26 protein-coding genes are annotated in these 24975 nt (G+C 71.2%); 21 read left to right on the top strand and 5 right to left on the bottom strand.

The features are described from left to right. Nucleotides 1-390: 390 nt before the first annotated feature. Nucleotides 391-1053, bottom strand: coding sequence for an NUDIX hydrolase (locus AB0K37_RS09545; RefSeq protein ID WP_363977344.1), 663 nt, complete (start codon nucleotides 1051-1053; stop codon nucleotides 391-393). Between the two features lie 287 nt (nucleotides 1054-1340). On the opposite strand from AB0K37_RS09545, the gene AB0K37_RS09540 reads away from it, so the two are divergent. From AB0K37_RS09540 to AB0K37_RS09500, 9 genes are all read left to right on the top strand, one after another. After that, nucleotides 1341-1658: a pentapeptide repeat-containing protein gene (locus AB0K37_RS09540; RefSeq protein ID WP_363977421.1), complete on the top strand. Its 318-nt coding sequence runs from the start codon at nucleotides 1341-1343 to the stop codon at nucleotides 1656-1658. A gap of 2 nt (nucleotides 1659-1660) precedes the next feature. Further along, entirely contained in the window at nucleotides 1661-2221 is a 561-nt protein-coding gene (locus AB0K37_RS09535) for a hypothetical protein (RefSeq protein ID WP_363977341.1), read from the top strand. Nucleotides 2222-2235: 14 nt separating this feature from the next. Next, nucleotides 2236-2763 carry a hypothetical protein gene (locus AB0K37_RS09530; RefSeq protein WP_363977339.1) on the top strand — a complete coding sequence of 176 codons (528 nt, stop codon included), beginning with the start codon at nucleotides 2236-2238 and terminating at the stop codon, nucleotides 2761-2763. A gap of 95 nt (nucleotides 2764-2858) precedes the next feature. Continuing rightward, nucleotides 2859-3248, top strand: coding sequence for a S24 family peptidase (locus AB0K37_RS09525; protein WP_363977336.1), 390 nt, complete (start codon nucleotides 2859-2861; stop codon nucleotides 3246-3248). Nucleotides 3249-3460: 212 nt separating this feature from the next. Then, a complete protein-coding gene (locus AB0K37_RS09520; protein ID WP_363977333.1) occupies nucleotides 3461-3655 on the top strand; it encodes a hypothetical protein in 195 nt (64 codons plus the stop codon). A gap of 130 nt (nucleotides 3656-3785) precedes the next feature. Further along, a complete protein-coding gene (locus tag AB0K37_RS09515; protein WP_363977331.1) occupies nucleotides 3786-4694 on the top strand; it encodes a hypothetical protein in 909 nt (302 codons plus the stop codon). 144 nt (nucleotides 4695-4838) lie between these two features. Next, nucleotides 4839-5204, top strand: a complete 366-nt coding sequence (locus AB0K37_RS09510; RefSeq protein WP_363977328.1) for an Mth938-like domain-containing protein — start codon at nucleotides 4839-4841, stop codon at nucleotides 5202-5204. A 173-nt stretch (nucleotides 5205-5377) separates the two neighbouring features. After that, nucleotides 5378-6004, top strand: a complete 627-nt coding sequence (locus tag AB0K37_RS09505) for a transposase family protein (RefSeq protein ID WP_363977325.1) — start codon at nucleotides 5378-5380, stop codon at nucleotides 6002-6004. A gap of 406 nt (nucleotides 6005-6410) precedes the next feature. Further along, nucleotides 6411-6980, top strand: a complete 570-nt coding sequence (locus AB0K37_RS09500; RefSeq protein WP_363977322.1) for a hypothetical protein — start codon at nucleotides 6411-6413, stop codon at nucleotides 6978-6980. A 611-nt stretch (nucleotides 6981-7591) separates the two neighbouring features. Here the strand turns inward: AB0K37_RS09500 and AB0K37_RS09495 are convergent. The 3 genes from AB0K37_RS09495 to AB0K37_RS09485 all read right to left on the bottom strand — a co-directional run bounded on the left by AB0K37_RS09495 (nucleotide 7592) and on the right by AB0K37_RS09485 (nucleotide 9657). Then, the gene (locus tag AB0K37_RS09495) at nucleotides 7592-8359 is read right to left on the bottom strand and encodes a hypothetical protein (protein ID WP_363977319.1); all 768 of its coding nucleotides are present in this window, start codon (nucleotides 8357-8359) and stop codon (nucleotides 7592-7594) included. A gap of 36 nt (nucleotides 8360-8395) precedes the next feature. After that, complete coding sequence (locus AB0K37_RS09490; RefSeq protein WP_363977316.1) at nucleotides 8396-9040, bottom strand: serine/threonine-protein kinase; 645 nt, start codon at nucleotides 9038-9040, stop codon at nucleotides 8396-8398. Between the two features lie 164 nt (nucleotides 9041-9204). Next, nucleotides 9205-9657: a hypothetical protein gene (locus AB0K37_RS09485; protein WP_363977313.1), complete on the bottom strand. Its 453-nt coding sequence runs from the start codon at nucleotides 9655-9657 to the stop codon at nucleotides 9205-9207. Nucleotides 9658-10141: 484 nt separating this feature from the next. Between AB0K37_RS09485 and AB0K37_RS09480 the strand changes: the two genes are divergently transcribed. The 12 genes from AB0K37_RS09480 to AB0K37_RS09425 all read left to right on the top strand — a co-directional run bounded on the left by AB0K37_RS09480 (nucleotide 10142) and on the right by AB0K37_RS09425 (nucleotide 23906). Continuing rightward, a complete protein-coding gene (locus tag AB0K37_RS09480) occupies nucleotides 10142-10507 on the top strand; it encodes a hypothetical protein (RefSeq protein ID WP_363977310.1) in 366 nt (121 codons plus the stop codon). A gap of 250 nt (nucleotides 10508-10757) precedes the next feature. Further along, nucleotides 10758-11129: a hypothetical protein gene (locus tag AB0K37_RS09475; RefSeq protein ID WP_363977307.1), complete on the top strand. Its 372-nt coding sequence runs from the start codon at nucleotides 10758-10760 to the stop codon at nucleotides 11127-11129. Nucleotides 11130-11415: 286 nt separating this feature from the next. After that, a complete protein-coding gene (locus AB0K37_RS09470) occupies nucleotides 11416-14502 on the top strand; it encodes a BTAD domain-containing putative transcriptional regulator (protein ID WP_363977304.1) in 3087 nt (1028 codons plus the stop codon). Nucleotides 14503-14570: 68 nt separating this feature from the next. Further along, the gene (locus AB0K37_RS09465) at nucleotides 14571-16109 is read left to right on the top strand and encodes an MFS transporter (protein ID WP_363977301.1); all 1539 of its coding nucleotides are present in this window, start codon (nucleotides 14571-14573) and stop codon (nucleotides 16107-16109) included. A 282-nt stretch (nucleotides 16110-16391) separates the two neighbouring features. After that, nucleotides 16392-17021 carry a Crp/Fnr family transcriptional regulator gene (locus AB0K37_RS09460; RefSeq protein WP_363977298.1) on the top strand — a complete coding sequence of 210 codons (630 nt, stop codon included), beginning with the start codon at nucleotides 16392-16394 and terminating at the stop codon, nucleotides 17019-17021. Between the two features lie 97 nt (nucleotides 17022-17118). Beyond that, complete coding sequence (locus AB0K37_RS09455) at nucleotides 17119-17940, top strand: hypothetical protein (protein WP_363977296.1); 822 nt, start codon at nucleotides 17119-17121, stop codon at nucleotides 17938-17940. After that, entirely contained in the window at nucleotides 17937-20168 is a 2232-nt protein-coding gene (locus AB0K37_RS09450; protein WP_363977293.1) for a hypothetical protein, read from the top strand. Before AB0K37_RS09455 ends, AB0K37_RS09450 begins: the two co-directional genes overlap by 4 nt. Nucleotides 20169-20175: 7 nt before the next feature. After that, the gene (locus AB0K37_RS09445; RefSeq protein WP_363977290.1) at nucleotides 20176-20958 is read left to right on the top strand and encodes a hypothetical protein; all 783 of its coding nucleotides are present in this window, start codon (nucleotides 20176-20178) and stop codon (nucleotides 20956-20958) included. 76 nt (nucleotides 20959-21034) lie between these two features. Then, nucleotides 21035-21949: an SPFH domain-containing protein gene (locus tag AB0K37_RS09440; protein WP_363977418.1), complete on the top strand. Its 915-nt coding sequence runs from the start codon at nucleotides 21035-21037 to the stop codon at nucleotides 21947-21949. Nucleotides 21950-21961: 12 nt separating this feature from the next. Next, nucleotides 21962-22201, top strand: a complete 240-nt coding sequence (locus tag AB0K37_RS09435; protein WP_363977287.1) for a hypothetical protein — start codon at nucleotides 21962-21964, stop codon at nucleotides 22199-22201. A gap of 103 nt (nucleotides 22202-22304) precedes the next feature. Then, a complete protein-coding gene (locus AB0K37_RS09430; RefSeq protein ID WP_363977284.1) occupies nucleotides 22305-22994 on the top strand; it encodes a lysophospholipid acyltransferase family protein in 690 nt (229 codons plus the stop codon). Nucleotides 22995-23057: 63 nt separating this feature from the next. Further along, nucleotides 23058-23906 (top strand): ATP-binding protein, encoded by an 849-nt coding sequence (locus tag AB0K37_RS09425; RefSeq protein WP_363977281.1) that lies wholly within the window; start codon nucleotides 23058-23060, stop codon nucleotides 23904-23906. 4 nt (nucleotides 23907-23910) lie between these two features. Here AB0K37_RS09425 and AB0K37_RS09420 read toward each other — a convergent pair. Further along, on the bottom strand, nucleotides 23911-24975 hold a 1065-nt coding region (locus AB0K37_RS09420), incomplete at its 5' end, for an MFS transporter (RefSeq protein WP_363977278.1).

Genomic DNA, 24975 nt, shown 5'->3' with positions numbered 1-24975 from the left:
GACACGTCGCCGGGCCCTCCAGGGCTCGGCGACGCCCCTTCTCAAGCCCGCCAGGTGTCCGGCCGCAAGGAACCGAGTTGCGCGCTGCTGACCGCTGCGATGCGGGCGGCACAAGCCGCTTCGGCCCGCTCGGCGAGGAGTGCGGTGCCTCCGCCCTGCGCAGTGCACACGATCGGCAACCAGGACCAACACGCCCATCCGGCTGGCGTCGGACTGTGGATGCCCCGGGTCGGCTTCAGCAAGAGATCTCGACCAGAACGTCAGGGCCCGGCGGTGCACGCCGGGCCCTGAATCGCGCATGGAGCAGCCGACGACCTCAGAAGAATGAGGAAGCCGGCCCGGTGGTGCCAGGAGGGTCGGTCACCCGCCCCTCCTGCTCGATCGCGGTCTTCAGGCTGCCGCGAACCAGTCGGTGAGCATCCCGACGTGGTTCTTGGAGGTCACCTCGCCCCCATGGGCGGCCTTCAGATAGGTGGTCAGTTCCTCGTAGGTGTTGGCACGTACCCAGGCCGCCTTCTTCGCGTCGTCCCGGGGGGTGGTGCGCGGGAAGTCGGCCCGGTTCAGGGTTCCCAGGTCCACCGTGCACAGGACGGTGACGTTCCACGCCTCGTCGGAAGCGCGCTTGCTGTGCACGTAGCGCGCCGGTGTCGACCGCCACGCCAGGTTCCGCAGGTCCACACCTGCTTCTTCTCGCAGTTCACGGCACGCCGTGTCCACGGCGGTCTCACCCGGGTTCTGGAAGCCGCCGGGGAGCCCCCAGCCGCGACCGCGTTTCCGCTCGACCAGGAGAGCCCAGCGGTCGCCGAACTCGTCCAGAACCGACGCGAGCCCATCGCCGGTCAGGTTCTCGGCCCAGCGGCCCAGCTTGTTGCGGCCACGCTGGATGCGCGTCTTCTCGCAGGGGTTGACCGGACGGCCGTTGATCACCTCGAAGGGGATCGCGGCCACGCGCTTCCGAATCGTCCAGTCGATCTCGGTCGGGTCCTCTTCGCGATCCGCCCAGCCTTCCGCGACGCCCACGGTAAGCACTATTTCGTCTGTGAACTCACGCATTTGGGTTTCTCTCCTTGTTTGTCCCGTTCTTGCCGGTGGGGAGCGCAGTTCAGCCACCCCAGCGGTACAGTCCGGAGAATCCGATCAGTCGCAAGCCGCGCACATCGGGCCACCCGACCGCCCCTGACGCTCTGCGAGAGTTGCTCAGCCGCCGCCTCCCTGTCCACGGACGACGTCGGGAGCGCCTTCGGCGAGCCGCCGCTGGCCGGGGGTGTTCTCAGAACCGGGTGGACGCGTTCACCGCGCGCTCCCATCAGGCCGTGGCTTCGTCTGACCTTGTCGTCCCGATGGGCTCGGGTCCTGGTCGCCACCGGTGCGTTCGGTTCCTCTCCGGCCGGACGGTGGCCTCGCCTCCGCCGCCTGCTCAGCCTTCGCGGGGCCTGGGGCGACGCCAGCCCGTGTTGGCGCGAGCGGACATGAGCAGGGCCGATCTGACCCGCGCCGCCCTCGGCGGAGCGGACCTCGTCGGCGCGGCGCGGCACAGCCGACACCCGCGGCGGCGGGCTCGAAGCGAGGTCCGGGCTGTTCGAACGGCAGATCGTGAAACCGGATGGGCGGACGGGGAGTCTCACCTCCATTCCTTGATCCCACTGGACGGAAGGTGATCGTGACCGAGCAGCTCGACCAGGTCTTCGGCCGGTTGGTCAACCGCAGCTGGCAGCGTTTCTCCGAAGAGCTCCACACCCGCGAGATCGACGATCTGCTCGTCGGCGCCGTGATCACCGCGGCGGTCGCCCAGGGCAACGCGCTCATCGACCTGAACTCCGACGGCAACCACCACTACCTGCGGTTCCAGCACCGGGAGCGCAAGCACCGGCTGATGTTCCAGCTCACGCACCGGGCCGGCACCGTCATGGCCGCCAAGACGCTCGGCCAGCACGCGGCTGTGACGATCGCCTACGGCGAGTACGTGCGGGACGCGCGGACGGTGTGGCAGGCGCTGAAGTCCGAGGTGAAGAGCGGTTTCCTGGACGTCGGGGAACCCGGCGTGTTCACCGTCGACGCGGATCTCGCCACCGGCTACGTCTATGTGCAGGTGCCCCTGCTGCTGGACCTGGAGCCGTACTTCGCCGACCACTACACGGTGAAGTACCCCGTCCTGCAGGAGCACATCGCCGCCGTCACCCAGGCCTGCGCGAAGTACCTGCACGGCCGCATCGCCGCCTGAACCGGAGGACCGACATGCTCTCGATGATTAACAAGTTCAAGAACAACGCCGAGGAGCGGGAGAGCAAGGACGAGGCCCTCATCGGCGAGATGGTGTTCACGATGGCGCACCTGGGGTGTCCCGTCATCGGGATCAAGTCCGGCGGGGACCTGCAGTACGTGCGGTTCAAGCCTGTGGGCGACCCGGTCCTGTACAGCTTCACGATCGTGCTGGACCGCAAGACCGGGGACGGCGTGCTGCAGCAGGCCGTCCTGGGCAGCAAGGCGACGCTGACGTTCGTCGCGGAGGTGAAGAACCACATCGCCGACCCCGACGATCTGGTGGCGATGTTCCGCACCGACATGGCGAACATGCTGCGCAGCCCGTGGTTCGGTGACGTCAAGCTGGACCACCAGCTCAACTCGATCACCGCCACGAAGAAGCAGCTCATCGACATCGACGACTACGCCGACGCCGACGGCACCGACCGTGACCGGCTCAGGCAGCTCCTCCAGGGCACCATGCGGGAGCTGCGCGAGAAGGTGGCCCCCTACAAGAAGTGATCTGCTGCTCCGCCTGAGCGGCGGTCCACTGCCGCGGAAGCGGAATTCGATGGACGGGCACGGGCGAAGCTCCGCATCCTGCTTATGTGGGAAGGATGGATGCGATCGCCGCCCGGGTCGCCGAGGGCGCGACGGTCGATTTCCGGCCCTCAGGGTCCTCGATGGTGCCGCTGATCCGAAGCGGGGATCTGGTCACCGTCGCGCCGGTCGATCCGGCGAGGCTCGAGGTCGGTGACATCGTGCTGGCCCGGGTGGCCGGGATGGTCTACCTGCACCTCGTCTCGGCTCTCGACCCGACCAAGGGCCGTGTACAGATCAGCAACAACCGCGGCCGGATCAACGGCTGGACAGGCCGCGAACGGGTCTTCGGGATCTGTGTCGCCGTCAGGGGCGATCCCCGGCCGGGTGCCCTGGCGAAGGCCGTGGCCCCGGAGCCGGAGGCGCAGGCCTCTGACCATGATCCAGCCGGATCCAGTGATCGGTGAGCCGGTGTTCGGCTGGTTCGGCTGCCGAACCCCTCCGGTGGGTGTCCGCCGACCACTCCGACGGCCATGAACCGCCCGTCGGGATACAACATGCCCGAACTGCGTCATCACGACGGCTTTCATCGGGGCTCCTTCGGGCGGTGCGTGGGACGGGGTCACGGCCGCCTCGGCCGTGGACGGCGAACCGGCTCCCAGGCCAGGGTGGCTCTGGGGTGGGACGGCGCTACCGCCCTCGGTGGGCCTGCCGGGCCATCGTCCGCGACGCCCTCGCGGACCCGGACCCCTGGCACGGATTCCGGGGCCTGTGCGAACTCCACGCCCGCAGCCGGGAGTTCGCCGCCGACCGGGAGCAGACTCTGCCGCCGGCGCCGCGCCTGCAGCTCACGAACCCGCCCATCACCCCGTGAACCCGTCACCACCCGGGGCTCCGAAGGTGTCATGATCGACTTCGCCGACCGTGTCGACGCAGATCGCCTGCCCGACGACCTCGAACGGAGACGATGAGATGCGGCATCGGAAGCGGACCGAGCAGCCATCATGAGCACCACGGCAAGGAGCCCGCTGGAAGGCCTGGAGGCGGTCGACTGGGCTGGACTCCACCACGCGTACGGCCCGGCCGAAGACGTCCCCGGCCAGCTCACAGCGCTGCTGTCAGAGGACGCCGAGGAACGTCACCAGGCTCATGCCCAGCTGAGGGGGAACGTCTATCACCAAGGAACCCGCTGGCAGGTGAGTTGCCACGTCGTTCCGTTCCTGACCAAGTTGGCGGACGATCCGGCGACGCCGGACCGTGCGGCGGTGGTCGATCTGCTTCGCGCCGTCGCGCTCGGAGACCGTGACGACACTTGTCTCCCCTTCGAGCCCGACCGTGAGTTCGCCCAGGCCGACAACGTGACCAGCACCGACGTGGCAACGGTCGTGCGTTGGCTCTACGACGAAGACGCCGAGCCCGGGGAATGCGATGCGGTCGCGGTGTCCTGGGACCGCGACGCCTACCTCGCGGCAGCCGCGATCAGCGACCGGTTCGTCGCCTGGACCGGTGATCCCGACCCGATGATCGCCGCGATGGCGGCCGAGCTGCTGGCCTGGTTTCCCGCAACCCGACCCGCGGTCTCGCACCTGTTGGAGGTTCCCGAGACCGAGGAGCACCGGGTGGCGCGAGCGAGCGCCAACCTCAGCCTCGGCTATCTCGCCCCGGACGAACCGGCGATCGACCACCGGTTGACGACCTTGCTCGCCGCCAGGACCTTCGGTATCCGGCTCACCGCGGCCGTCGCTCTCGCGATCCGGCTCGGCGAGCAGATACCCGATGCCGGAGTGGGGGTGCTCGCCGAGGCACAGGATCATGCCGATGAGATCAGCGCAACCGCGTTCCCGATCCCCTGGGACCGATCACTTCTCGGATTCGCCGCCCTCGCGCTCTACCGGATCGGGCTGTCCCCCTAGCTTCAATTCACAGCGGTATCGGCGCTGCCTGACCTATGTCCGAGCGAAGCGGCATCGAACCTGGCCGGGCGAAGGGCGCCCAAGCGTGGGTCCGGCCATACTGCTCTGCAGATCGGACACGCCGTGGGACGGAGAAAATCCGCGATGACGACATCACCTCAGATCACACATGTCTCCTGGGGCCGCATGGAAGTCGAGGGTCTCGAACCGGGCAAGGATTTCAAGCTTTATCCCGGTGGCGGCCGCGCCTGGGATTGGTCCGAGACCGGGACGCGTCACGAACCCGGGATCCAGCCCGCCGACGTCCGGGAACTCCTGGATCACGGGTGCACGGTCATCGTGCTCAGCCGCGGCATGGAACTACGTCTGCTGACCATGCCGGAGACCCTCAGGCAGCTGGAGGAAGCAGGGATCGAAGTGCACGTGGAGGAGACCACGGTCGCCGTGAACCTCTACAACGAGCTCGCCCGGTCCGCGGCTGTCGGCGGTCTGTTCCACTCAACGTGCTGATCGGTCTCAGAGGGTTTCCCCAGGGCGATTTCAAGGTCGCCTGTCTGGGGTGATCGTTGCTTGATGTCTGGATCGGTGACGATCACATAGCGTGATGGCCGAAACGGCGATGACCTTCCCGTCTGTGATCATGGAGTTCTCACACAGCCATGGTCACGACAAGAAGGTCATCGGTGCCAGTTTCGCATGTTCAGGGCCGGGTTTCGTCGCTGCTGGAGATGCTGGCGGCCATCACCGATCCGCATGACCCGCGCGGGGTTCGGCATCCGCTGCTGGCTGTGCTGGGGACCGCGGTGGTGGCGACGTTGGCGGGGGCGGCCAACTACCGGGAGCTGGGGTCGGTCGCGGCGGATCTGCCCCAGCAGCTGTTGCGGTTGCTGGGGGCCCGCCGGGATGAGGTGAGGCGCCGGTTCGCCGTGCCCAGCGGCGCCACGCTGCGGCGGGTGCTGATCGGGCTGGTCGCCGACGAGCTTGACATCGCCCTTGGGGCGTGGCTGCGTGAGTACGCCGTCTGCGACCAGCGGGGGGCGATCGCGTTGGACGGCAAGAATCCGCGCGGATCCTGGTCTGATGACGGCCGGCTGGTGCTGTTCACGGCGATGACCCACCGGACCGAGCGGCAGGCCGCCGTGGTCCTGGCCCAGATCGCCGTGCCCGAGGGCACCACCGAGACCACCCAGGTCAGAACGCTGCTGGAGGGTCTGTACGTCGCCGGGGCCCTGGTGACGGCCGATGCCGCCCATACTGCGTCGAGACCGCCCGTTACCTGGTCGAAGACTGCGGCGCCGACCACCTGCTGACCATCAAGGGAAACCGGTCGTCCCGCACGCCGCGGCCGTCACCGCCGGCCGTGAGCTGATCGCCCCCGAACCCGATCACATCGTCGAAGAACGCGGCCACGGGAGGATCAACCGCTGGACCACCTGGGCCGCTGACACCGATCACAGCATCGGCCTGCCCCACCCTCCGCAACCTGGCCCTCGGCCTGTTCAGTATCCACGGCATCACCAAGATCAAGCAGACCGTCCAAGCGATCGGCCGCAACCCCATACGCGCCGTCGCTCTGATCACATAGCGTCACAGCCGTCGATCAGCAGCCGACTTTGAAATCGCCCTGCTCGGGAGCGGAGCTGCCCAGCTTGCCGGGCCCCTATCGGTCCGGACGGTCAAAAACGCAGTGCAGTCGCAACGAAAAGGGAGTCGAACGTGCAGCAGCGTACTCTGACTGCTCCGGCCCTGGCTCGGCTTGAGGGTGACGTAGGCGACGCCTCCGTCACCGTCCAGCGAGGCTGGGAAAACCACAACATCACGGTCGTCATCACCGGAACCGCCGAGCAGGCGGCGACGGTGGAGACCACCGAACTCATCCCCGACGGCGACCGTGTGGTCCTGACGGTGCCTTCGGCGCGACCGGCGCCTCCGGCGCGACCGCATGGTCTGTGGGCCAGTCTTCGCCGCCTCCTTGGCGGTGAGCCCCACCAGGGCCAGGGGAACAGCCAGGTCCTGAGGGGGGTGACCGCCGGGGGCAACGTTGTCCAGAGCATGGGCCGCGATGCCGATGGGCGGTCCCGCCCGGCGAGCCAGGTCATGAAGAACGTGCGTACCAAGGGCGCCATCGTCCAGCGCATGGGCGCCGAAGGTGACGCTAACGTGAGCCCGGAAGGGATCACCATGAGCGCGCCCGGTGACCCCTCTGGACTGCAGGTCGTCATCTCGGTGCCGCACGACACCGAGATCGACCTCAACACCAGTGACGGTCACATCAGGTCCGAGTGACCGTCACTGACTCGAGGGCCCGGTGACCGCCGGGCCCTCAGCTGTTTGTGGGTCCTCGTGCGAGAACTGCAGGATCAGGGGCGGTTGACCTGGTCCTTGGAGAGCCGGACGCGTGGGCGCAGGCGTTGACGACGGCTTCCAGTTCCGCGGGGTCGATCACGTCCTCCAGGCGGGAGAAGCCCTCGGGGGCGCGGCGTTCGACCTCGTGGATCACGTTTTCCGGTCCGCCCTGGCGGTTGCGGAGGACCACCTCGCCGGTAACCGGCAGGCGATCGCGTTGGTAGGCCCGGAGCGCCTCGGCGGGGTCGGCGTGGCGCTCCAGGTGGGCGCTGAGGTTACTGGCGTCCAGAATGGCCTGGCTGGCACTGGGGCATCGAAAACCTCGAGCACCGGGCCCGCGACACCATCTGGCGCGAGGACGACCAGCAGGCCTACCTCGGCAACGGCCCCCGGGCGATGGCCACCCTGCGCAACCTGGCCCTCGGCCTGTTCAGCATCCACGGCATCACCCAGATCAAACAGACCGTGCAGGCCATCGGTCGCCGCCCCATGCGAGCCGTCCCACTGATCACATAACGTCACCGGCCAGCGATCAACAACCGACTTTGAAATTACCCTGGGGTTTCCCTGAGGGCCCTTTCGATGACTTCGGCGATCTGGAGGACCTTGGTCCGCCGTTCCTCGTCCGTGCGCAGTGAGGGGGATTCGATGAGGTAGACGCCTATCTCGGCGTTCCGCAGGGTGAAGATGACCATCTCGGTGCGCCAGTCGCTCTGCCCGTCGCCGGGGAGACTCTTCCGGACCGCCGCGTCCCCGAGGCCCGGGACCTTGGTCCAGGCCAGCAGGTCGGCGACCGTCGATCTCCGAGGGAGGGAGGCGCGGATCGCTAGCGTGGCGTCGGCGGTCTTGGAACTGCCGTCATCCGAAACGACGTCGCTCCATGTGCAGGTGACGGCGTCGTCGTGATCCTGGTAGGGGCCCCAGTCCAGGGCCTCGCTCTCGTCGGGGTTGGACAGGGTCTCCCTGAGGGCGGGGCTGTCGCGGACGACGGCACAGGCATCCGGGATGGACTCGAACCTGTCCTTCGAGCCCGAGTCGGACGAGCCCCGGAAGGGCGCCTTCACTCCGCCCGTGACCGCGACAAGGACGAGCGGGATGAGGAGGACGAGAAGGCCCGCGATAATCAGGACGCCTTTTCTCGGTTTCCCGGGTAGGGCATTTCTCATCAGCGGCTTTGTCGGAGTTCGCCCGTCCTGGACAGCCTTCAATCCCTGCGCGGCCTGCCCGGAGGTCCAACGTTTTCCGGGGTCCCTTTCCAGGAGTCCCCTCAAGACCGGCTTCAGGGCGCCGGATCGGACGAACGCGGGGTCGTCTCCCATGAGGAGCCGACCGATGAGGACCTCCAGTTCATCGGCCTAAAACGGCGGATGGCCCTCCACCGCCATGTAGAGGGTCGCCCCCAGTGACCACAGGTCCGATGCCGGGCCCGGCGTACCGGTCCGGAAACGTTCAGGGGCCATGAAGACCGGCGTTCCGACGAAACCGCCCGTCCTGGTGTACGCGGTGGCGTTGGAAACGGCCGCGATCCCGAAGTCGGTGAGGACGACACGACCATCATCGGCGATCAGGACATTGGCGGGCTTGACGTCGCGGTGCAGGATGCCCGCCGCATGGGCGCAGTCCAGCGCCTCCAGCAGGGCGAGCCCGATCTGGGCGGCCCGGGCGACGGGGACCGGGCCATCGTCGCGGACGATCTCCTCCAGGGAGCGGCCCTGGACGTACTGCATGACGATCCACGGGCCCGCCGCGTCGTCGACGACGTCGTACACGTTGATGATCGAGGGGTGCTCCAGCCTCGCGGCGGCGCGGGCCTCCCTCAGGAACCGGCCCTTGAGGGCGTCCCGGTCCTCCTCGGCCAGGTCGCCCGGGACCTGAAGCCGCTTCATCGCCACCGGGCGTTCCAACGACTCGTCGTACGCCTTCCAGACGATCCCCATCCCGCCCCGGCCGATCTCCTCGCCGAGCCGGTACCGGCCGCTGATCACGTCCCGTCGCACCACAGCGCCGACCCTATCTCGTACAAACGCCGCCGTACGTTTGAGCACACGTTGTGCGGCCCGCGGGTTCCCGGGGACGAGCGCGTCGACCGACACCTTCCGCATGATCGAGGCATGCCGGGCGGGACGGAACAGGGGCCTGGCGTCGCCAGGCCCCTGCGGGTGGGTCAGAAGTCGGCGATCGCGTCGCCGACGACGGTGCCGGCGGCGAAGCCGCCGATGGCGGTGGCGGCGGCGAGGAGACCGAAGCCGCCGACCGAGACGAGGACCGCGACGCCGAAGACGACGGCGAGGACGAGACCGCCGGCGACGAAGCGCCCGCAGTCGTCCCTGGGCACGGCCCCGCCATGGGCGGCGCGGTAGGCGTCGCGGATGATCGCGCCGACGAAACCGACGAGGCCGCCGATGGCGCCGGCGACGAAGCGGTCGGATGCGCCGGGGCCGACTATGTCGGCCATGAAGCCGGAGCAGGTGGACCCCGCCGGGCCGCCGCCGAAGACGTGAACGATCTCGGCGATGTGGGGGGTGTGGAACAGGTGCTCGACGAGACCTCCGCCGCACACGCCGGCGAGGGCGCCGGCCGCGATCGCGAGCAGCCCGTTCAGGACGAATCTCTTCATGTTGTTCCCGGTTTGCGTTGGGGCGCTCGTGCTTCACGAGCGCCGGTCGGTTGTTGGAGACCCCGTGCTTCACCACGGGCGCTGGGCTCTACCGTGCCGGACCCGGCCCGCTCGGCAAGGCGGTCGCGGCCATGGTCTGCCGGTACGGATCGAAGCGGGACGTGCGCCCGGACCAGGCGGTTCTCCGCCGCGCCGACCGGTGGTGGCCAACGCGGCCGGAGTCCGGACGGTCCCTTCTGCGAAAGGAGTCAGCGGCATACGCGTGTCCGGCGTCGCGTCGGACCTGCCAGCTGGCCAACAAACTATGTCCTACTTGTTTGCCCGAGTCCCCGTACGCAAGCTCTTCTGGGGCGTCGCAGCACTCGCGGCGCTCTTCGTGGCCTTCGCGGCCGGGTGCTCCTCCCCGTCCTCTCCGGAGGCTCCGGACAACGGACAGTCGTCGGCCGCGACGACCGCCCCCCAGCCCACGCCCTCCGTCACGGACGTGAGCGAGACCGCGACCGCGGAGCCGACCGCGTCGCCGTCCACCAGCCAGCCGGAGGCCACGGCCTCCGACACCTCGGTCCGCCCGGGCAAGGTCGTCGCCGCGTTCGAGGACGGGCCCGAGGGTCCGTTCCTCGTCCTCGCGCCGATCGACGAGGACCAGGGCGACCTGGAGTACGCGTCGGCGCAGAAGGACGCCCTCCGGAACCTGGACGTGACGGCGCTGCCGATCTCGGAGGCCTGGAAGGTGAACGTCTCCACCGACGCGCTCCGGGCCTGCGAGCCCAACCGGACGCGCATGGTGTTCAAGGAGTACCCGTCCTGCAAGGGTTCCGCGGACGCCACGCCCAGCACGACCGACCGGTGACGAGCCGGCCGGTCTGAGGTCGATCCCCGGGGCACGCCGCCCCGGGGATCACTGTTTTCCGCCCTTCTCCGCGCGGCCGAACAGGCCAGGCGCCCCCCGTGCCTCCGCGCTCAGCGCGCTCCACCGGCCCCTCGGTAACGCCTTCGGGAATTGACTTCGAAGTGCGGGGCCGGACGGTCAACAGCGCGACGGCCGTCGTGGCCGCCGACGCGTGGCATGCCGCGTGACAACGCAGAGGAACGGAGCAGAGATGGACCAGGACGAGACCGAACGGGCGGAGATCCTCCGCCCTCCTGCCATGACGGGGCCCGGCGAACTGGCGGAGATCGCCGTCAGTGCGGCCGACAACCAGGGGCACCCGGTACTGCTCGAACTCGATCGGGGAGTGTCCCTCCTCGTTCGTCCGGGCACGAGCCCGGAACTGGTGACCGTGGAGCTCGAATGGCTCTGGCGGCGCGAGCGCACGTTCGAGGAGTTCGCGGAGCTCGTCCACCGCCTGGCCCGGCTTCGGGGCGCCCCGGTGCCCCTCCACGGGATCACCGTCGAGCCGGACCAGACCTTCGAACAGGTCGTCACCGCCTTGCTGGAGCAACAGCAGAAGCGGGATCACCCCAGGATCTGATGGACGCGTCACCGCCCGAGTCGGGCCGTGACCAAGAGTGAACGACCTCCGGTCCGGCAGCCCGTCGCGGCCACCGGACCGGAGGTACCTCGGCCGGGGGCCTGTTCACCATCGAGCTCAGGCACTACTTCAGCGACGACAGGTCTACTTCCGCTGCCAGATCCCCACCCTGCTGAGCCGTACCCACCGCCACCGTTCCGGGGGCGGCGGCAGTCGTGCCGGTGCTCGGTCATGGCGCATGCCTCCGGAGGTCGGTGCAACCTCCGTCATGCGGAAGAATCGGGGAATGCAGTTCGGCGTTCTGGGGCCCGTCGAGGTCCGAGCGGACGGGGCGGTCGTCCCGGTGGGCGGGCCGCTGGTGCGGGCGCTGCTGGCGATGCTCCTCCTGGACGCGGGGCGGCTCGTCCCGGTCGAGCGGCTCATCGACGGGCTGTACGGGGAGGAGCCGCCGAGCGGAGCGGCCAACGCGCTGCAGTCGCAGGTGTCGCGGCTGCGGCGGGGGCTGGGCGACCCGGCGCTGGTCGAGGGGACGCCCGCCGGGTACCGGATCGCCGTGCGGCGGGAGGACGTCGACGTCCACCGGTTCCAGCGGCTCGTGGCGGACGCCGGGGCCGCCGGGCGGCACGAGGCGGCCGGGCTGCTCAGGGAGGCGCTCGGGCTGTGGCGCGGCCCCGCGCTGGCGGGCGTGGGCGCGCCTTTCGCGGCGGGGCAGGCGGCGCGGCTGGAGGAGGAGCGGGCCTGCGCCGTCGAGGAGTACGGCGAGGCGCTGCTCGCGGAGGACCCCGGGGCGGCGGTCGCGGCGCTGCGGGACCTGGTGGACGCGCAGCCGCTGCGGGAGCGGGCGCGGGCGCTGCTCATGCGGGCGCTGCACCGGAGCGGGCGGCAGGCCGAGGCGCTCGCGGTGTTCGAGGACGGGCGCGAGGTCCTGGCCGAGGAGCTCGGCGCCGATCCGTCGCGGGAGCTGGCGGACGTCCACCTGGCGATCCTGCGCGGGGAGGCTCCGGCGGCCGTCCGGGCGAACCTGCCGGCGCAGCTCACGAGCTTCATCGGGCGGGAGGAGGAGCTGCGCCGCGTCGGGAGGATGCTCGCGGACGGGCGGCTCGTCACGCTGCTCGGGCCGGGCGGGGCCGGCAAGACGCGGCTGGCGATCGAGGCGGCGGCGCGGGACGGAGGCGAGGTCTGCTTCGTCGACCTGGCGCCGGTCGTCTCCGGCGAGGTCGGCAAGGCGCTGCTCGGGGCGCTCGGGCTGCGCGAGGCCGGGATGCGTCCGGCGCCCGGCGAGCAGCCGCCGGACGCGGTGGAGCGGCTGGTCACGGCGCTGGAGGGGCGGCGGGTCCTGCTCGTCTTGGACAACTGCGAGCACGTGGTCGCGGCCGTCGCGGAGCTGGCGCACCGGCTGCTGAGCGCCTGCCCCGAGCTGCGGGTGCTGGCGACCAGCCGGGAGGCCCTCGCGATCACGGGTGAGGCGTTGCGGCCGTTGCCGCCGCTGGAGCTGCCGCCCCCGGGCGCGGCGCTCGCCGAGCTGCCCCGGTATCCGGCGGTGCGGCTGTTCCTCGACAGGGCGGCGGCGGTGCGCCCCGGGTTCGCGGTGGACGAGGGCAACGCGGGGGCCGTGCTGCGGATCTGCCGGGCGCTGGACGGGCTGCCGCTGGCGATCGAGCTGGCGGCGGCGCGCCTGAGGTCCCTGCCGGTGGCGGAGGTCGCGACGCGGCTGGACGACCGGTTCCGGCTGCTGTCGCGCGGCAACCGGACGGCGCCGCCGCGCCACCAGACGCTCCGGGCCGTCGTGGAGTGGAGCTGGGACCTGCTGGACGAGGCGGAGCAGACCCTCGCGCGGCGGCTGACGGTGTTCTCCGGGGGCCTGACGCTGGAGGCGGCGATGGGCGTGTGCGGCCTCGACGACGCCGACGAGCTGCTGGTGGAGCTCGCCGACAAGTCGCTGGTGCAGAGCGACGGGTCCCGGTACCGGATGCTCGACACCGTCCGGGCGTTCTGCGCCGAGCGGCTCGCCGGGGCCGGGGAGGTGGAACGGTTCGAACGGGCCCACGCGGAGTACTTCGCCGAGCTGGCCGGGCGCGCGGAACCCCACCTGCGGGGCGCCGAGCAGCTGGAGTGGCTCGAACTGCTCGCCGCCGACCACGGGAACCTGCACGCGGCGCTGCGGCGGACCGTCCGGTCCGACCCCGCGACGGCGCTGCGGATGATCGCGCTGCTGTCGTGGTACTGGTGGCTGCGGGGGCGCGTCGAGGGCGCCGCGCTGGCGGCGGACCTGCTGGACGTGGTCGGCACCGACCCGCCGGAGGGCCTCGACGAGGAGTACGTCCTGTGCGTCACGAACGCGGTGTCGGGCGGGGTCACGGGCGAGCGCGCGGTGGCGTGGCTCGACCGGGCCGCCGAGCTCCTGCGCGGCATCGACCGTCCCGTCCGGTACCCGGCGGTCATCGTGCTGTGGGCCCTGACGGCGGGCCCGGGACGCACCGACATCGAGGTCTTCCAGCGGCAGGTCGGGGACGACCCGTGGACGCGGGCGCTGGTGCGGATGAGCGACGGCTTCCTCGCCCAGTTCGGCGGCGACCTGGCCGAGGCGGAGAAGGCGTGCGAGGAGGCGGTGCGCGGTTTCCGGGCGTGCGGGGACCGCTGGGGCACGGCCAACTCGCTCGACCCGCTCGCGCAGCTCGCCGCCTTGCGCGGCGACCGGGAGCGCGCCCGAGCGCTGCTGGACGAGGCGCTGGACCTGGTCGGCCAGCTCGGCGCCCTGGAGGACACCGCCGACCTGCTCTACCAGCGCGCCGTCGTCCACATCCGCGGGGGCGACCTCGACGCGGCACGGGCGGACTACGAGCGCGGCGCCGAGCTGGCGCGCAGGGCCGGCACCCCCGACAAGGTCGCCGGGGGCTGCCTGGGGCTCGGCACGGTCGCGCGGCTGCGCGGGGACGCCGCCGAGGCGCGGGCCATGTACGAGGCGGCGCTGACCGGCTACGGCTCCGAGCGGTTCATCGCCGCCGCCGTGCGGGGCGCAGCGCTGGTCGGGCTGGGATGGCTCGCGGTGGACGAGGGCGACGCCGGACGGGCCCGGGCGCTGCTGCGCGAGGCGGTGGACATGTCGTTCGACCATCCGATCTTCGGCTACCAGGCGGACGTGGCGACCGCGCTGGCGGACCTGGCCGCCGGGGAGGGCGACGGGGAGCGGGCGGCGCTGCTGCTCGGCGCGGGCCGGGTGCTGCGGGGCGTCTCGGTGTCCGGCGACCCCGACACCGAGCGCGTCCTCGCCCGGGTCCGCGGCCTGCTGGACGACGACGCCCGCGAGGCGGCGTTCGCGCGGGCCGCGTCCCTCCCCCGCGACCGGGCCCTCGCGCTGCTAGGCGGCGGCTGACCGGGCCCCGGTCCCGCCGTCAGCGGACGGTGCGCGGACGGTCAGCGCGCCGCGCGAACCTCCGGGGCATGGACTCCTCCGCCCGCAAATGGGGCACCTTCGCGATCTGCCTGCTCGTCGCGCTCGTGCCGAACATCGACCTGACCGCGCTGAACCAGGCCGTCCCGCACCTGTCCGCGGACCTGCACCCCTCCGCCACGCAGATCCTGTGGATCGCCGACGCCTACGGGTTCGCGCTGGCCGGCTTGCTGATCACCATGGGCGGCGTCGGCGACCGCATCGGCCACAAGAAGCTGCTGCTGATCGGGACCGCGGTGTTCGCCGCCACGTCCGCCCTCACCGCCTACGCGCCGAGCGCCGAGCTGCTGATCGCGGCCCGCGCGCTGCTCGGGGTCGCGGGAGCGACGCTGATGCCGTCCTGCCTGTCGCTGCTGCGCCGCGCGTTCACCGAGCCGAAGGAGCGGACGATGGCGGTCGGCGCGTTCAGCGGCGTCGCCGGCCTCGCGGTCGGGCTCGGGCCCGTCGTCGGCGGCGCCCTGCTCGACCACTTCTGGTGGGGCTCCATCTTCATGATCAACGTGCCGCTGATGGCGGTGGCGTGCGTCGCGGGTGCGCTCGTGCTGCCCGAGTCGCGCACCTCCGTCCCGGGCCGCCTCGACCTGATCAGCGTGCCGCTGTCGGTCGCCGGCGTCCTCGGCGTCGTGTACGCGGTCAAGGAGGCCGCCGCGCACGGCGTGGACGAGCCCGTGGTCTACGTCTCGGCGCTGGCCGGCCTGCTGTCGCTGGCGGCGTTCCTCGTCCGGCAGGGGCGGGTGGCCGAGCCGCTCATCGACATCACGCTGTTCCGCCGCGCCGCGTTCTCCGGGTCGGTCGGCACCAACATGTTCGCGATGTTCACCCTGGTCGCCCAGTCGCTGATCTTCTCGCTGTTCTTCCAGCTCGCGCTCGGCTGGTCGCCGCTGCGGGCGGGCCTGGCGGGCCTGCCCGGCGCCGCGGGCGCCATGGTCGGCGGCGCCGCGCTCGCCCCGCCGCTCATCAACGCGCTCGGCCGGGCCCGCGCCGTGGCGGCGGGCATGGCGCTGTCGGCCGGCGGCTTCGCCCTCTACATGGCGATCGGCCTGCACACGTCCTACTGGACGATGGTCCCGGCGATGCTGCTGTCGGGCATCGGGATGGGGCTGGCGCTGACGGTCACCGCCGACACCGTCCTCGCGTCGGTCCCGAAGGACCGCTCCGGCGCCGCGTCCGCGATCTCCGAGACGGCCACCGAACTCGGCGGCGCGCTCGGCATGGCCGTCCTCGGCAGCGTGCTGAACGCGGTGTACCGGAACGTCCTGGACCTGCCCGCCGGCGTCCCGGCCCCGGCCGCGTCCGCCGCCCGCGACTCCCTCGGCGGCGCGCTCCAGGCCGCCGCGAACCTGCCCGGCGCCCTCGGCGCGCAGGTCGCCGCCGCCGCCCGCGGCGCCTTCGTGGACGGCATGCACGCCGCCCTCACCTGCAGCGCCGGCCTCGCCGTCCTGGTCGCCGTCTTCGCCCTGGTCACCCTGCGCAACGTCCCCAAACTCATCCCCGACACCGAGGAGCCGGAACTCGTCTCCGTCCCTTGATCGGCCATGCCTGACCGGTCCCGTCCAATGCGGCGGGACCGCAGTGCTTCCTCACCGAGAACGGCTTCGCACTTGAGCGAAAGGGAAACGACAAGCGGTCGCTGAGCCGACCTAAGGCCGGCCACACCGCCGGGGAGGCCGATCAGCGCGGAACGGCGCAAGATTGGGTCCGGACGCATTCGCAGACGGGAGGAGATCATGCCGAATGGTTCGAGCTCCGGACGTCGCTGGCCTTCTGGCACCTTCCTCGGCCGGCTTCCGGAAGAGTGCAGAGCAGACCTGATGAAGATCGGACAGATCCGCGCCTTTCCCGCGCGACATGTCCTCGTCCGCCAGGGTGATCCGACTGGTTCGGTGTGGCTGCTCCTGGATGCGCTGGTCAAGGTGACGGCACAGACCGAGAACGGGCGTCAGGCCCTTCTCGCGCTCCGGGTGAGCGGCGACCTGATCGGGGAGATGGCCGCCCTGGACGGCGCTCCGCGCTCGGCCACCGTCGTCACCTGCGGGCGGGTCGCCGTGAGCCAGATCCGGGGCTCGGTCTTCCTGGAGTTCCTGCGGCGCAGGCCCGCCGCCGCCCTCGCGCTCACGCATATGACCAGCGAACGTCTTCGCTGGTCCAATCAGCGACGTCTGGACTTCGCGAACTATGACGCCTCCCGGTGCCTGGCACGAGTCCTGCTCGCACTCGCCGAACGCCACGGCCTCCCCGTCTCCACCGGAACGGACCTCGGAATACCGCTGACCCAGGCCGAGATCGGAGGCTTGATCGGGGCCAAGGAGAACACCGTCCACAAGGCGCTGCGCGAACTGGCGGCTCTCGGGCTGGTGACCAGCCCGGGACGGCGCCGACTGATCATTCACGACCTCCGAAGGCTCGCAGCCTACGCAGACCTGCCCCCGTGGCAGCCCTGAGGCGCGCCAGAGCAATTTCGCTGAAGCCTGATTTATCGGCCCTCGTTTCCCAGCTCGGCGCTCACCCTGGACGTCGAAACCGAGCCAGGGAGGCACGATGACCGGCAGGCCCGTCCCCGAGCACCGGGTGCTCGTCACCGCGGACATCGAGGACTACAGCAGTCGCAACGACGCCGAACAACGAGTCCTGCAGAGCGCACTCGGCGACTCACTCGACACCGCGGCCGACTGGGCGGAACTCGACAGGCAGGCATGGGTGAGACAGGTAGGCGGGGACGGCGTTTTCGCCGTCCTGCCCAGGGACGCCGATGTCGCGGCGCTCATGGACGTCTTCGTCCGCGAACTGGACACCGCTCTTGGCGTCCACAACCGCAGGCGAGCCGACGATCACTGGACGAGGATCCGCCTGCGCCTGGCCGTGCACGTCGGGCCGATCCACCTGGACGGGGCGATCGGATGGCCCGGGCAGCACGCCGTCCTCCCAGCGCGCCTCCGGGACTCCGCCCCCGTGCGCGCCGCACTCGCGGCACTGCCCGACGCGGACCTAGCGGTGATCGTCTCCACGGAGGTCTACCGCGACTACGTCACGCAGGGCCCGGGCGAGCCGCGCCCGTCCGACTTCCGCTCCGTCCGAGTGCAGGTGAAGAAGCAGGCGTACGACGCTTATCTGTACGTGCCTCGGTTCGACGTCCACGACCTCCAGATGCCGGACGGCGACGTCCCGGAGAACACCGGCCCCAACAGGAAGGGCCCGGTCGGCACCGCAACGGGGGAGCCTCACTCCGCCCCCTCTGCTCCCAGTCAGGCCCCCACCGTGGGGCGGGACTACATCGGTACACAGCGAATGGAGGTCAGCGGTTCCGGCACCCTTCAGTCGTCCGGCCGCGACATGAACATCGGCAGGGAGCGAGACCGATGAGGGAACCAGGACCGGGCGGCCCTGGAGCCGCGGCCCCAGAGCCGTCATCGCCCAGCCCCACCGATGACCAGGCTGGGTCAGAAGCAGAGACCGGGCCCGAACCCGAAGAGCAGAGCGGCGCGGCTGGTTCCGCGGACGGCGAACGAGACCCCGATCGGTCCGACGGACGCCGCTTCTACCAGCGGGTCGCCGCGGACGAACGCGAGGAACAGCAGCGGCGGGAAAGCCTGCGTTCCCTCGAGGCAGACGGCCCTGGTGCCGCGGCTGGGCGCGACTGGATCGGCAGCGTCTCCAACGAGGTCTCAGGCGGCACCTTTCAGAACGCTCAGCGGGACCTCTACGTGTTCGAAAGCGCGAAAGAAGATCGTCCCGTCCGGATCCAGTACGTCCCCAAACAGGTGGCCGAGCGGCTCACCCCAGACCACATCGCCTCGATCCCCTCACTGCCCGAACTCCAACGGGCCCTGCAGCGCTCCCCCGTGGTACACGTACGCGGAACAAGCGAAACAGGACGTCTGACCGCCGCGCTGACCGCCCTGATGCAGTGGTGCCTTCCTCATGCCGCGGTCGCGCCCATGGACGAGTCACCCGTCGGTTTCGTCCGGGTCGAAGGTTCCCTGACGCTGATCCGCCCGGCGGACCTGCGTCCGCGGCACGGGTATGTGATCGAGGTCGAAAAGAGTCATGGCCCGGACGCGGAACTCGCCGATCTGGAACACCTCGCCGTCAAGAGGGGCTGCCGTCTGGTGCTTCTCGTCTCCGCTCGCGGACCGGCGCCGTTCGGCACTGTCATCGAGCACCGGCCGCCCGCCGCCGTCGAGGTCTTCAGACGAGTGTTCGACCGGGAGGCGGCCGCGTACGGAGTGAAACCGCACCTTCTCACCGAATCGGCGCTGCGGGCCGCCGAAGACCAACTCGCGGAGGAGACGTCGCCGCGTAAGGCCGCCGACCATGCCCGCAGGTTGGCCCGAGGCTTGGCCGAGGGGAGGCCGGCCGAGGATGTGATCGCTGAGTTTCCCGACCGTGTGAGGGAAGAGGTCCGGCAGCGGTTGTCCGAACGACGGCCCATTCTCAGCCGCTGCTTCATAGCGAGCGTGGCCGTACTGCACGGTATGCAGGAGAGCACGGTCTCGCGGGCAGCACTGGACCTCGCCGACCGTATCGATACCGCCTGGAAGCGAGAGGACAAGAAGCGACCGCTGCCCGCTTGGGAGGATCTTCGAACCTGGCTGGACCGCGCGGGGGCCGTAACCCGCCCGACGCCGAGGGGCGGCGGCCGGATCGTGGAACTGCAGCAGCGGACTCGTGCAAGAACGACCCTCCAGGTGCTGTGGGAGGAGCAACCCACGATCCGCGAGCCGCTCATGGCATGGCTGGACGGGCTCGCCCACAGCCGGGAGACCGCGATCAGAGCCGCCCATGCGGTGGGACTGTTCGCGACATTCGACTTCACCACGGTCGACGAACGGTTCATCCGTCCCTGGAGCAAGTCCGATTCACGGCAGGATCAGCGCCTCGCAGCCTGGGTACTTGAGGCAGCCGCCCAGGAACCCGCGCTGGAACCAAGGGTTCGAGAACACCTGCGGCTACTGTCCCGGGGCACTCGTGGCGAAGTCATGGTGGCGATCCGGGCTCACGGCTCGCACCTCGGCGCCGACGATCTCAACGACGCGCTGAGGGTATTCGAGACGGCTTCCCGGCGGTCCGGCCAGGGCACCGCAGATGCCGTGGCCACATCCCTCTCGTTTCTGTACTCGGCGCGAACGGCCATCGAGATCATCGAAACCCTGGCGAACTGGGCGGAGAGCGAGCATTCCGGAAACCGTCTCACCGCCGCGACCGCGTTCCTTCGACTCGCCGCGCTGCGGCCCCGTTCCGGTCGCCCGGCGCTCACCGAGGTGGCGCGACAAGGCGGTGCCACCGGGCATATCGCATGTCTATGGCAGCACGCACTGTCGCTCCGCATCACCGAACCGTCCGGCCGGGAGCGCCCCGCCGTCCCGGAAGCCTGGGAGTTGTTCGCCCGGTGGATGGTGGCCTACGGGAACGCTCCCGCACTCCGGCCGGTGATCGAACAGGTCATCCCCTCTGGTGGGGCGGGATCGAACCGGCTGAGAGCGGCGTTCTGCCTCCACGCGCGTCTCCTCCTCCACCGCGGCGACATCACGCCGACCGAGTACCACCGCCTACTCCGGCTCACCCCCTCCCGGCATCAGACACGGAGTTGAGAAAGCAATGTGGTTGATCAAGCACCAGTTCCCCGCCCATGCCCCGGAACCGCCGACGTCCGATTCCGCGTTCGAGCCCACGCGCTTCACCGTGCCGGCGCAGGGAGGCGCGTTCGACTTCGCTGTCACCGCCTACTGCGCCAGCACGGCCGCCGGGTGGCGGCGGATGGCTCTGTGGCGGGACAACGCCACAGAGGTGGAGCGGCTGATGGAGACAGTTCGCATAGCGGTGCGCGAGACCGCCCGCCGCTTCACGGTCTTCGATGCCGGAAGGGCAGAGGAGGCGGCCAACCGGGACCTCTCGGACCGCCTCGCCGAGATGGCGCTGGATTCGGACGGCACCCGGGCGTGGACGGTCCGCGTGGAGCTGCGGGCGCCCGATGAAGTGCGCGACGCGATGCGGGAGAGCGCTCTCGACAGGTACAGGATCGAGGCGAAGGCCGAGGCCGACACCTTGCGGTTGAAGAAGACGGACGACCTCCGACTCCGGTGGCAGCGTTTCCTGGAGGAGAGCGCCGGCAATCCCACGGCCCGGTACGCCGTGCGGCTCACCCATGAGCCGCATCAGGCGGCGGAGACCCTCGGCACGCTCCAGCGGGAGCGGCGAGAGGGTGCCGAGGAACTGCTCGAACACGTGACCAAGCTCGCCCAGGCGCTGGAGTCGGCGGACATCCTCGGCCTCGTGGTCAACAGCGAGACCGTTCTGCGTAGGACCCTCGCCCTGATGGGCGTGCGCATGGCGCCCATCGCCGACGACACGCCGCTGGTGCCGGCCGAAGGCTCCTTCTAGCGGGCGGTCGCCCTCCTTGCAGAAAATGTGATATCACTTTGCTATGTCAGTGATGGCGCGGGAGCAGGGGGACGGGATGGTGGACGCGGCGGCGACGGTGGACATGCCACGGCCGAAGATCACGGAGCGGGCGGCGGCGGACCGGGGCGGGTGGGGGATGCTCGGGGTCGCGGTGGTGCTGGTCCTGGCGGGGACGGCGGCGGTGGTCGGAGGGGTCGCGGCGGGCGGGAGCGCGGCGTTCGCGGCGGGCGTGGTCGTCGGGTCGCTGCTGGCGCTGGCCGGGCTGGTCGTCGCGGCGGGGCTGACGCCGGTGGCGCCCGGGGAGGCGCGGGTGCTGCAGCTTCTCGGGCGGTACAAGGGGACCGTCCGCGACGACGGGCTGCGGTGGGTGAATCCGCTGACGGAGCGGCGCAAGGTCTCCACGCGGATCCGCAACCACGAGACCGGGCGGGCGAAGGTCAACGACCTGGACGGGAACCCGATCGAGATCTCGGCCGTGGTGGTGTGGCAGGTGGCCGACACCGCGCGGGCCGTGTTCGAGGTGGACGACTTCGTGGAGTTCGTGGCGTTCCAGACCGAGGCGGCCGTCCGGCACATCGCGGGCAGCTTCCCCTACGACGCCCACGACCGGACGTCGCTGCGCGACAACGCCGACGAGATCACCGGGCAGCTGTCGGACGAGCTGGCGCAGCGGGTGGCGTCCGCCGGCGTGAAGATCATCGAGTCGCGGATCACCGGGCTGGCGTACGCGCCGGAGATCGCGCAGGCGATGCTGCGCCGCCAGCAGGCGGGCGCGGTGGTGGCGGCGCGGCAGCGGATCGTGGAGGGCGCGGTCGGCATGGTGCAGCTCGCCCTCGACCGGCTGGACGAGGAGAACGTGGTCGACCTGGACGAGGAGCGCAAGGCGGCGATGGTCAGCAACCTGCTCGTGGTGCTGTGCGCCGACCGCGACGCCCAGCCGGTGCTCAACACCGGCTCGCTCTACCAGTGAGCGCCGCGACCAGTGGCGGAGCGCAAGAAGATCCTGCTGCGGCTCGACCCGGCCGTGCACGACGCGCTGGCGCGGTGGGCCGCGGACGAGCTGCGCAGCACCAACGCGCAGATCGAGTACCTGCTGCGCAAGGCGCTCGCGGACGCGGGGCGGATGCCCGGGACGGCGGGACGGATGCGAGGCCCCGGGCGGCCGCGCAAGGCCCGGGACGACGGGGACGGCGGCCCGCCGGGGGGCGGGAGCGAGGGCTAGCGGTGCGGGCGGGGCAAGTGCGGATCCCTACAAGATCCGGGGTGCCGAACTTGTATCGGGCGCCAGCGGCGACCGGGCGGCGCGCCCCATAGCCTGCTCGGACATGGACCCCGAACGCCTGATCTATCCCCTCATGAAGCACGTGGTCATGGGACCCGCGATGCGCCTGGCCTTCCTGCCGAGCGTGAGCGGCCTGCGGCACGTCCCGCGGATCGGGCCGGTGATCCTCGCGGCGAACCACCTGGGGTTCCTGGACTCGTTCGTGCTGCCGCTGATGGTGCCGCGCCGGGTCCACTTCCTCGGCAAGCACGAGTACTTCACCGGGGCGGGCCTGAAGGGCCGCGCCACGGCGACGTTCTTCCGCAGCGTCGGCGCGATCGCGGTGGACCGGTCCGGGGGGCGGGCCGCCTTCGACGCGCTCGACACCTCGGCGGCGGTGCTGGAGGGCGGCGGGGTGTTCGCCATCCACCCCGAGGGGACGCGGTCGCCGGACGGGCGGCTCTACCGCGGCCGGACGGGGGTGGCGCGCCTGGCGATGCGGACCGGGGCGCCGGTCGTCCCGGTGGCGATCGAGGGCACCGACAAGGTGCAGCCCCGGGGGCAGGCCGTCCCGCGGCCGGGCCGGATCGGGCTGCGCATCGGCGCGCCGATGGACTTCCGGGGACGGGACGTGGGCGTGCCGCGCGGCCGGGCGGCCCGGCAGATCACCGACGAGATCATGGAGGCCATCCGGGGGCTGTCGGGCCAGGAGTACGTGGACGACTACGCGCCGAGGCCCGCCGAGCCGCGCTGACCGTCCGCCCCATGTTTCAGCGTGACCGATTGGGCACCATTCATGGGGACGGATGGAGATGATGTGGAAATCACCATGGACCTCGTGCTTCCGCGCGACGTGGCGAGCGTTCCGGCGACGCGCAAGCTCCTGGACGCGGCGCTGGCCGCGCTCGGTGTCGAGGGCCACATCCGCGACGACATCGAGATGATGCTGACCGAGGCGTGCACCAACGTGATCAAGCACGCCGAGCACGGGGCGGACTACACCGTGCGGGCGATGATCCAGGACCGGCGCTGCGTGATCAAGGTGATCGACTCGGGGACGGGCTTCGACGCGGCGCGCGTCCCGGCGCCCGATCCGGCCGCCGAGCAGGGGCGCGGTCTGATGATCATGAGGGCGCTGGCCGACGACGTCCGGTTCGCCTCGTTCCCCGAGGACGGGGCGCTGGTCGCGCTGGAGAAGCGCCTGTCCTACGGCGAGGACAGCCTCGGCGGGCTCCTCACCGCCGAGAGCGCGGCCCCGCTCGCGGACGGCTTCCGGCCCGGTTCGGACGAGCTCGCGGCCCGGCTGTTCGAGATGGCCCGGGCCGGCGACACCCAGGGGATCCTCTCGCACGTGAACGACGGGGTGCCGGTGAACCTGTCCGACCACAGGGGCGAGACCCTGCTGATGCACGCGGCCTGCCACGGGCACGTGGAGACCGTCCGGGCGCTCACGCTGCGGGGCGCCGACCCGGACCGCGCCGACGACCGCGGCCACCGCCCGCTGACCGGCGCGGTGTTCAAGCGGGAGACCGAGGTCGTGCGGGCCCTGCTGGAGGCGGGGGCCGACCCGCGGGCGGGGTCGCCGTCGGCCGCCGACACGGCGCGGCTGGTCGGCGACAGCGAACTCCTCGCGTGGTTCGAGGAGGCCGCTCCCCCGCCCGCGTGAGCGCTCAGCGCCGGACGCGCAGGATGAGGAGCGCCACCAGAAGCGCCGCGGCGGCGAACCCCGCACCGGTCGTGAACGCCGCGTCCATGCCGTCGACGGCGGCCGCGGGGCCGTGCCCGGACGCCGCGGACCCGTAGGCCGTCACCATGACGGCCGAGCCCAGCGACCCGCCCGACCACAGCATGGCCTGGGCGACCCCGGCCGCCGCGCCCGACTGCTCCGGCTCGACGCTGCCGAGGATCGTCGCGTTCAGCGGCAGCATCGACAGCCCGCCGCCCGCGCCCATCAGGAGGAACGGCGTCAGCACCGCGCCGGCGTAGCCGTCCCCCGGGGAGAGCCGGGTCAGCCACAGCAGCCCGACGGTGAGGAGGGCGGTTCCGGCGACGACCAGGGGGCGGGCGCCGGCGCGCGCCAGCAGGCGCGGCGCGGTCCGCACGACGGCGAACTGCATCCCCACCATGGGCAGGAACGCGGCCCCGGCGCGCAGCGGCCCGTAGCCGAGCACCTGCTGCAGGTACTGGGTGAGGAAGAAGAACGAGCCGAACATCGCGGCCGCCAGGCACAGCTGGGTCAGGTAGGACGCGGCCCGGTCGCGCCCGGTCAGCAGCCACAGCGGCATGAGCGGGCGGCGGGCGCGGGCCTCGACGGCCACGAAGGCGGCGAGCAGCGCGGCCGCCGCGCCGAACGCCGCGAGCGCCCGGCCGTCGTCCCAGCCGTCCGTCCCGACCCGGATCAGCGCGTAGACGAGGGCGGTCATGCCGGTCGTGGAGGCGAGGGCGCCGAGCACGTCGAACCGGCCGGGGCGGCGCGGCGTCTCGGTGAGGACGCGCGGCGCGGCCAGCGCCAGGACCAGGCCGACCGGGACGTTGACGAAGAACACCCACCGCCACGACCCGGCCTCGGTCAGCACCCCGCCGGCGATCATGCCGACGGCGGCGCCCGCGCCGGTCACGGCGGAGAAGACGCTCAGCGCGCGGACCCGGGCGGCGCCCTCGAAGTTCGTGGCGATCAGCGCCATGGCGCTCGGCGCGGCGACGGCGGCGGCGACGCCCTGGGCGGCGCGGGCGGC

The sequence above is a fragment of the Actinomadura sp. NPDC049753 genome, assembly GCF_040674655.1.
Lineage (GTDB): Bacteria > Actinomycetota > Actinomycetes > Streptosporangiales > Streptosporangiaceae > Spirillospora > Spirillospora verrucosospora.
This window is presented reverse-complemented; position numbering and strand designations above follow the sequence as displayed.

Excerpts from the sequence above, each read along its gene's own strand:
- AB0K37_RS09545 (WP_363977344.1), bottom strand. The coding sequence starts at position 1,053 with ATGCGTGAGTTCACAGACGAAATAGTGCTTACCGTGGGCGTCGCGGAA.
- AB0K37_RS09540 (WP_363977421.1), top strand. The coding sequence starts at position 1,341 with ATGGGCTCGGGTCCTGGTCGCCACCGGTGCGTTCGGTTCCTCTCCGGC.
- AB0K37_RS09530 (WP_363977339.1), top strand. The coding sequence starts at position 2,236 with ATGCTCTCGATGATTAACAAGTTCAAGAACAACGCCGAGGAGCGGGAG.
- AB0K37_RS09525 (WP_363977336.1), top strand. The coding sequence starts at position 2,859 with ATGGATGCGATCGCCGCCCGGGTCGCCGAGGGCGCGACGGTCGATTTC.
- AB0K37_RS09515 (WP_363977331.1), top strand. The coding sequence starts at position 3,786 with ATGAGCACCACGGCAAGGAGCCCGCTGGAAGGCCTGGAGGCGGTCGAC.
- AB0K37_RS09510 (WP_363977328.1), top strand. The coding sequence starts at position 4,839 with ATGACGACATCACCTCAGATCACACATGTCTCCTGGGGCCGCATGGAA.
- AB0K37_RS09495 (WP_363977319.1), bottom strand. The coding sequence starts at position 8,359 with ATGGGAGACGACCCCGCGTTCGTCCGATCCGGCGCCCTGAAGCCGGTC.
- AB0K37_RS09485 (WP_363977313.1), bottom strand. The coding sequence starts at position 9,657 with ATGAAGAGATTCGTCCTGAACGGGCTGCTCGCGATCGCGGCCGGCGCC.
- AB0K37_RS09475 (WP_363977307.1), top strand. The coding sequence starts at position 10,758 with ATGGACCAGGACGAGACCGAACGGGCGGAGATCCTCCGCCCTCCTGCC.
- AB0K37_RS09470 (WP_363977304.1), top strand. The coding sequence starts at position 11,416 with ATGCAGTTCGGCGTTCTGGGGCCCGTCGAGGTCCGAGCGGACGGGGCG.
- AB0K37_RS09465 (WP_363977301.1), top strand. The coding sequence starts at position 14,571 with ATGGACTCCTCCGCCCGCAAATGGGGCACCTTCGCGATCTGCCTGCTC.
- AB0K37_RS09460 (WP_363977298.1), top strand. The coding sequence starts at position 16,392 with ATGAAGATCGGACAGATCCGCGCCTTTCCCGCGCGACATGTCCTCGTC.
- AB0K37_RS09455 (WP_363977296.1), top strand. The coding sequence starts at position 17,119 with ATGACCGGCAGGCCCGTCCCCGAGCACCGGGTGCTCGTCACCGCGGAC.
- AB0K37_RS09450 (WP_363977293.1), top strand. The coding sequence starts at position 17,937 with ATGAGGGAACCAGGACCGGGCGGCCCTGGAGCCGCGGCCCCAGAGCCG.
- AB0K37_RS09445 (WP_363977290.1), top strand. The coding sequence starts at position 20,176 with ATGTGGTTGATCAAGCACCAGTTCCCCGCCCATGCCCCGGAACCGCCG.
- AB0K37_RS09440 (WP_363977418.1), top strand. The coding sequence starts at position 21,035 with ATGGTGGACGCGGCGGCGACGGTGGACATGCCACGGCCGAAGATCACG.
- AB0K37_RS09430 (WP_363977284.1), top strand. The coding sequence starts at position 22,305 with ATGGACCCCGAACGCCTGATCTATCCCCTCATGAAGCACGTGGTCATG.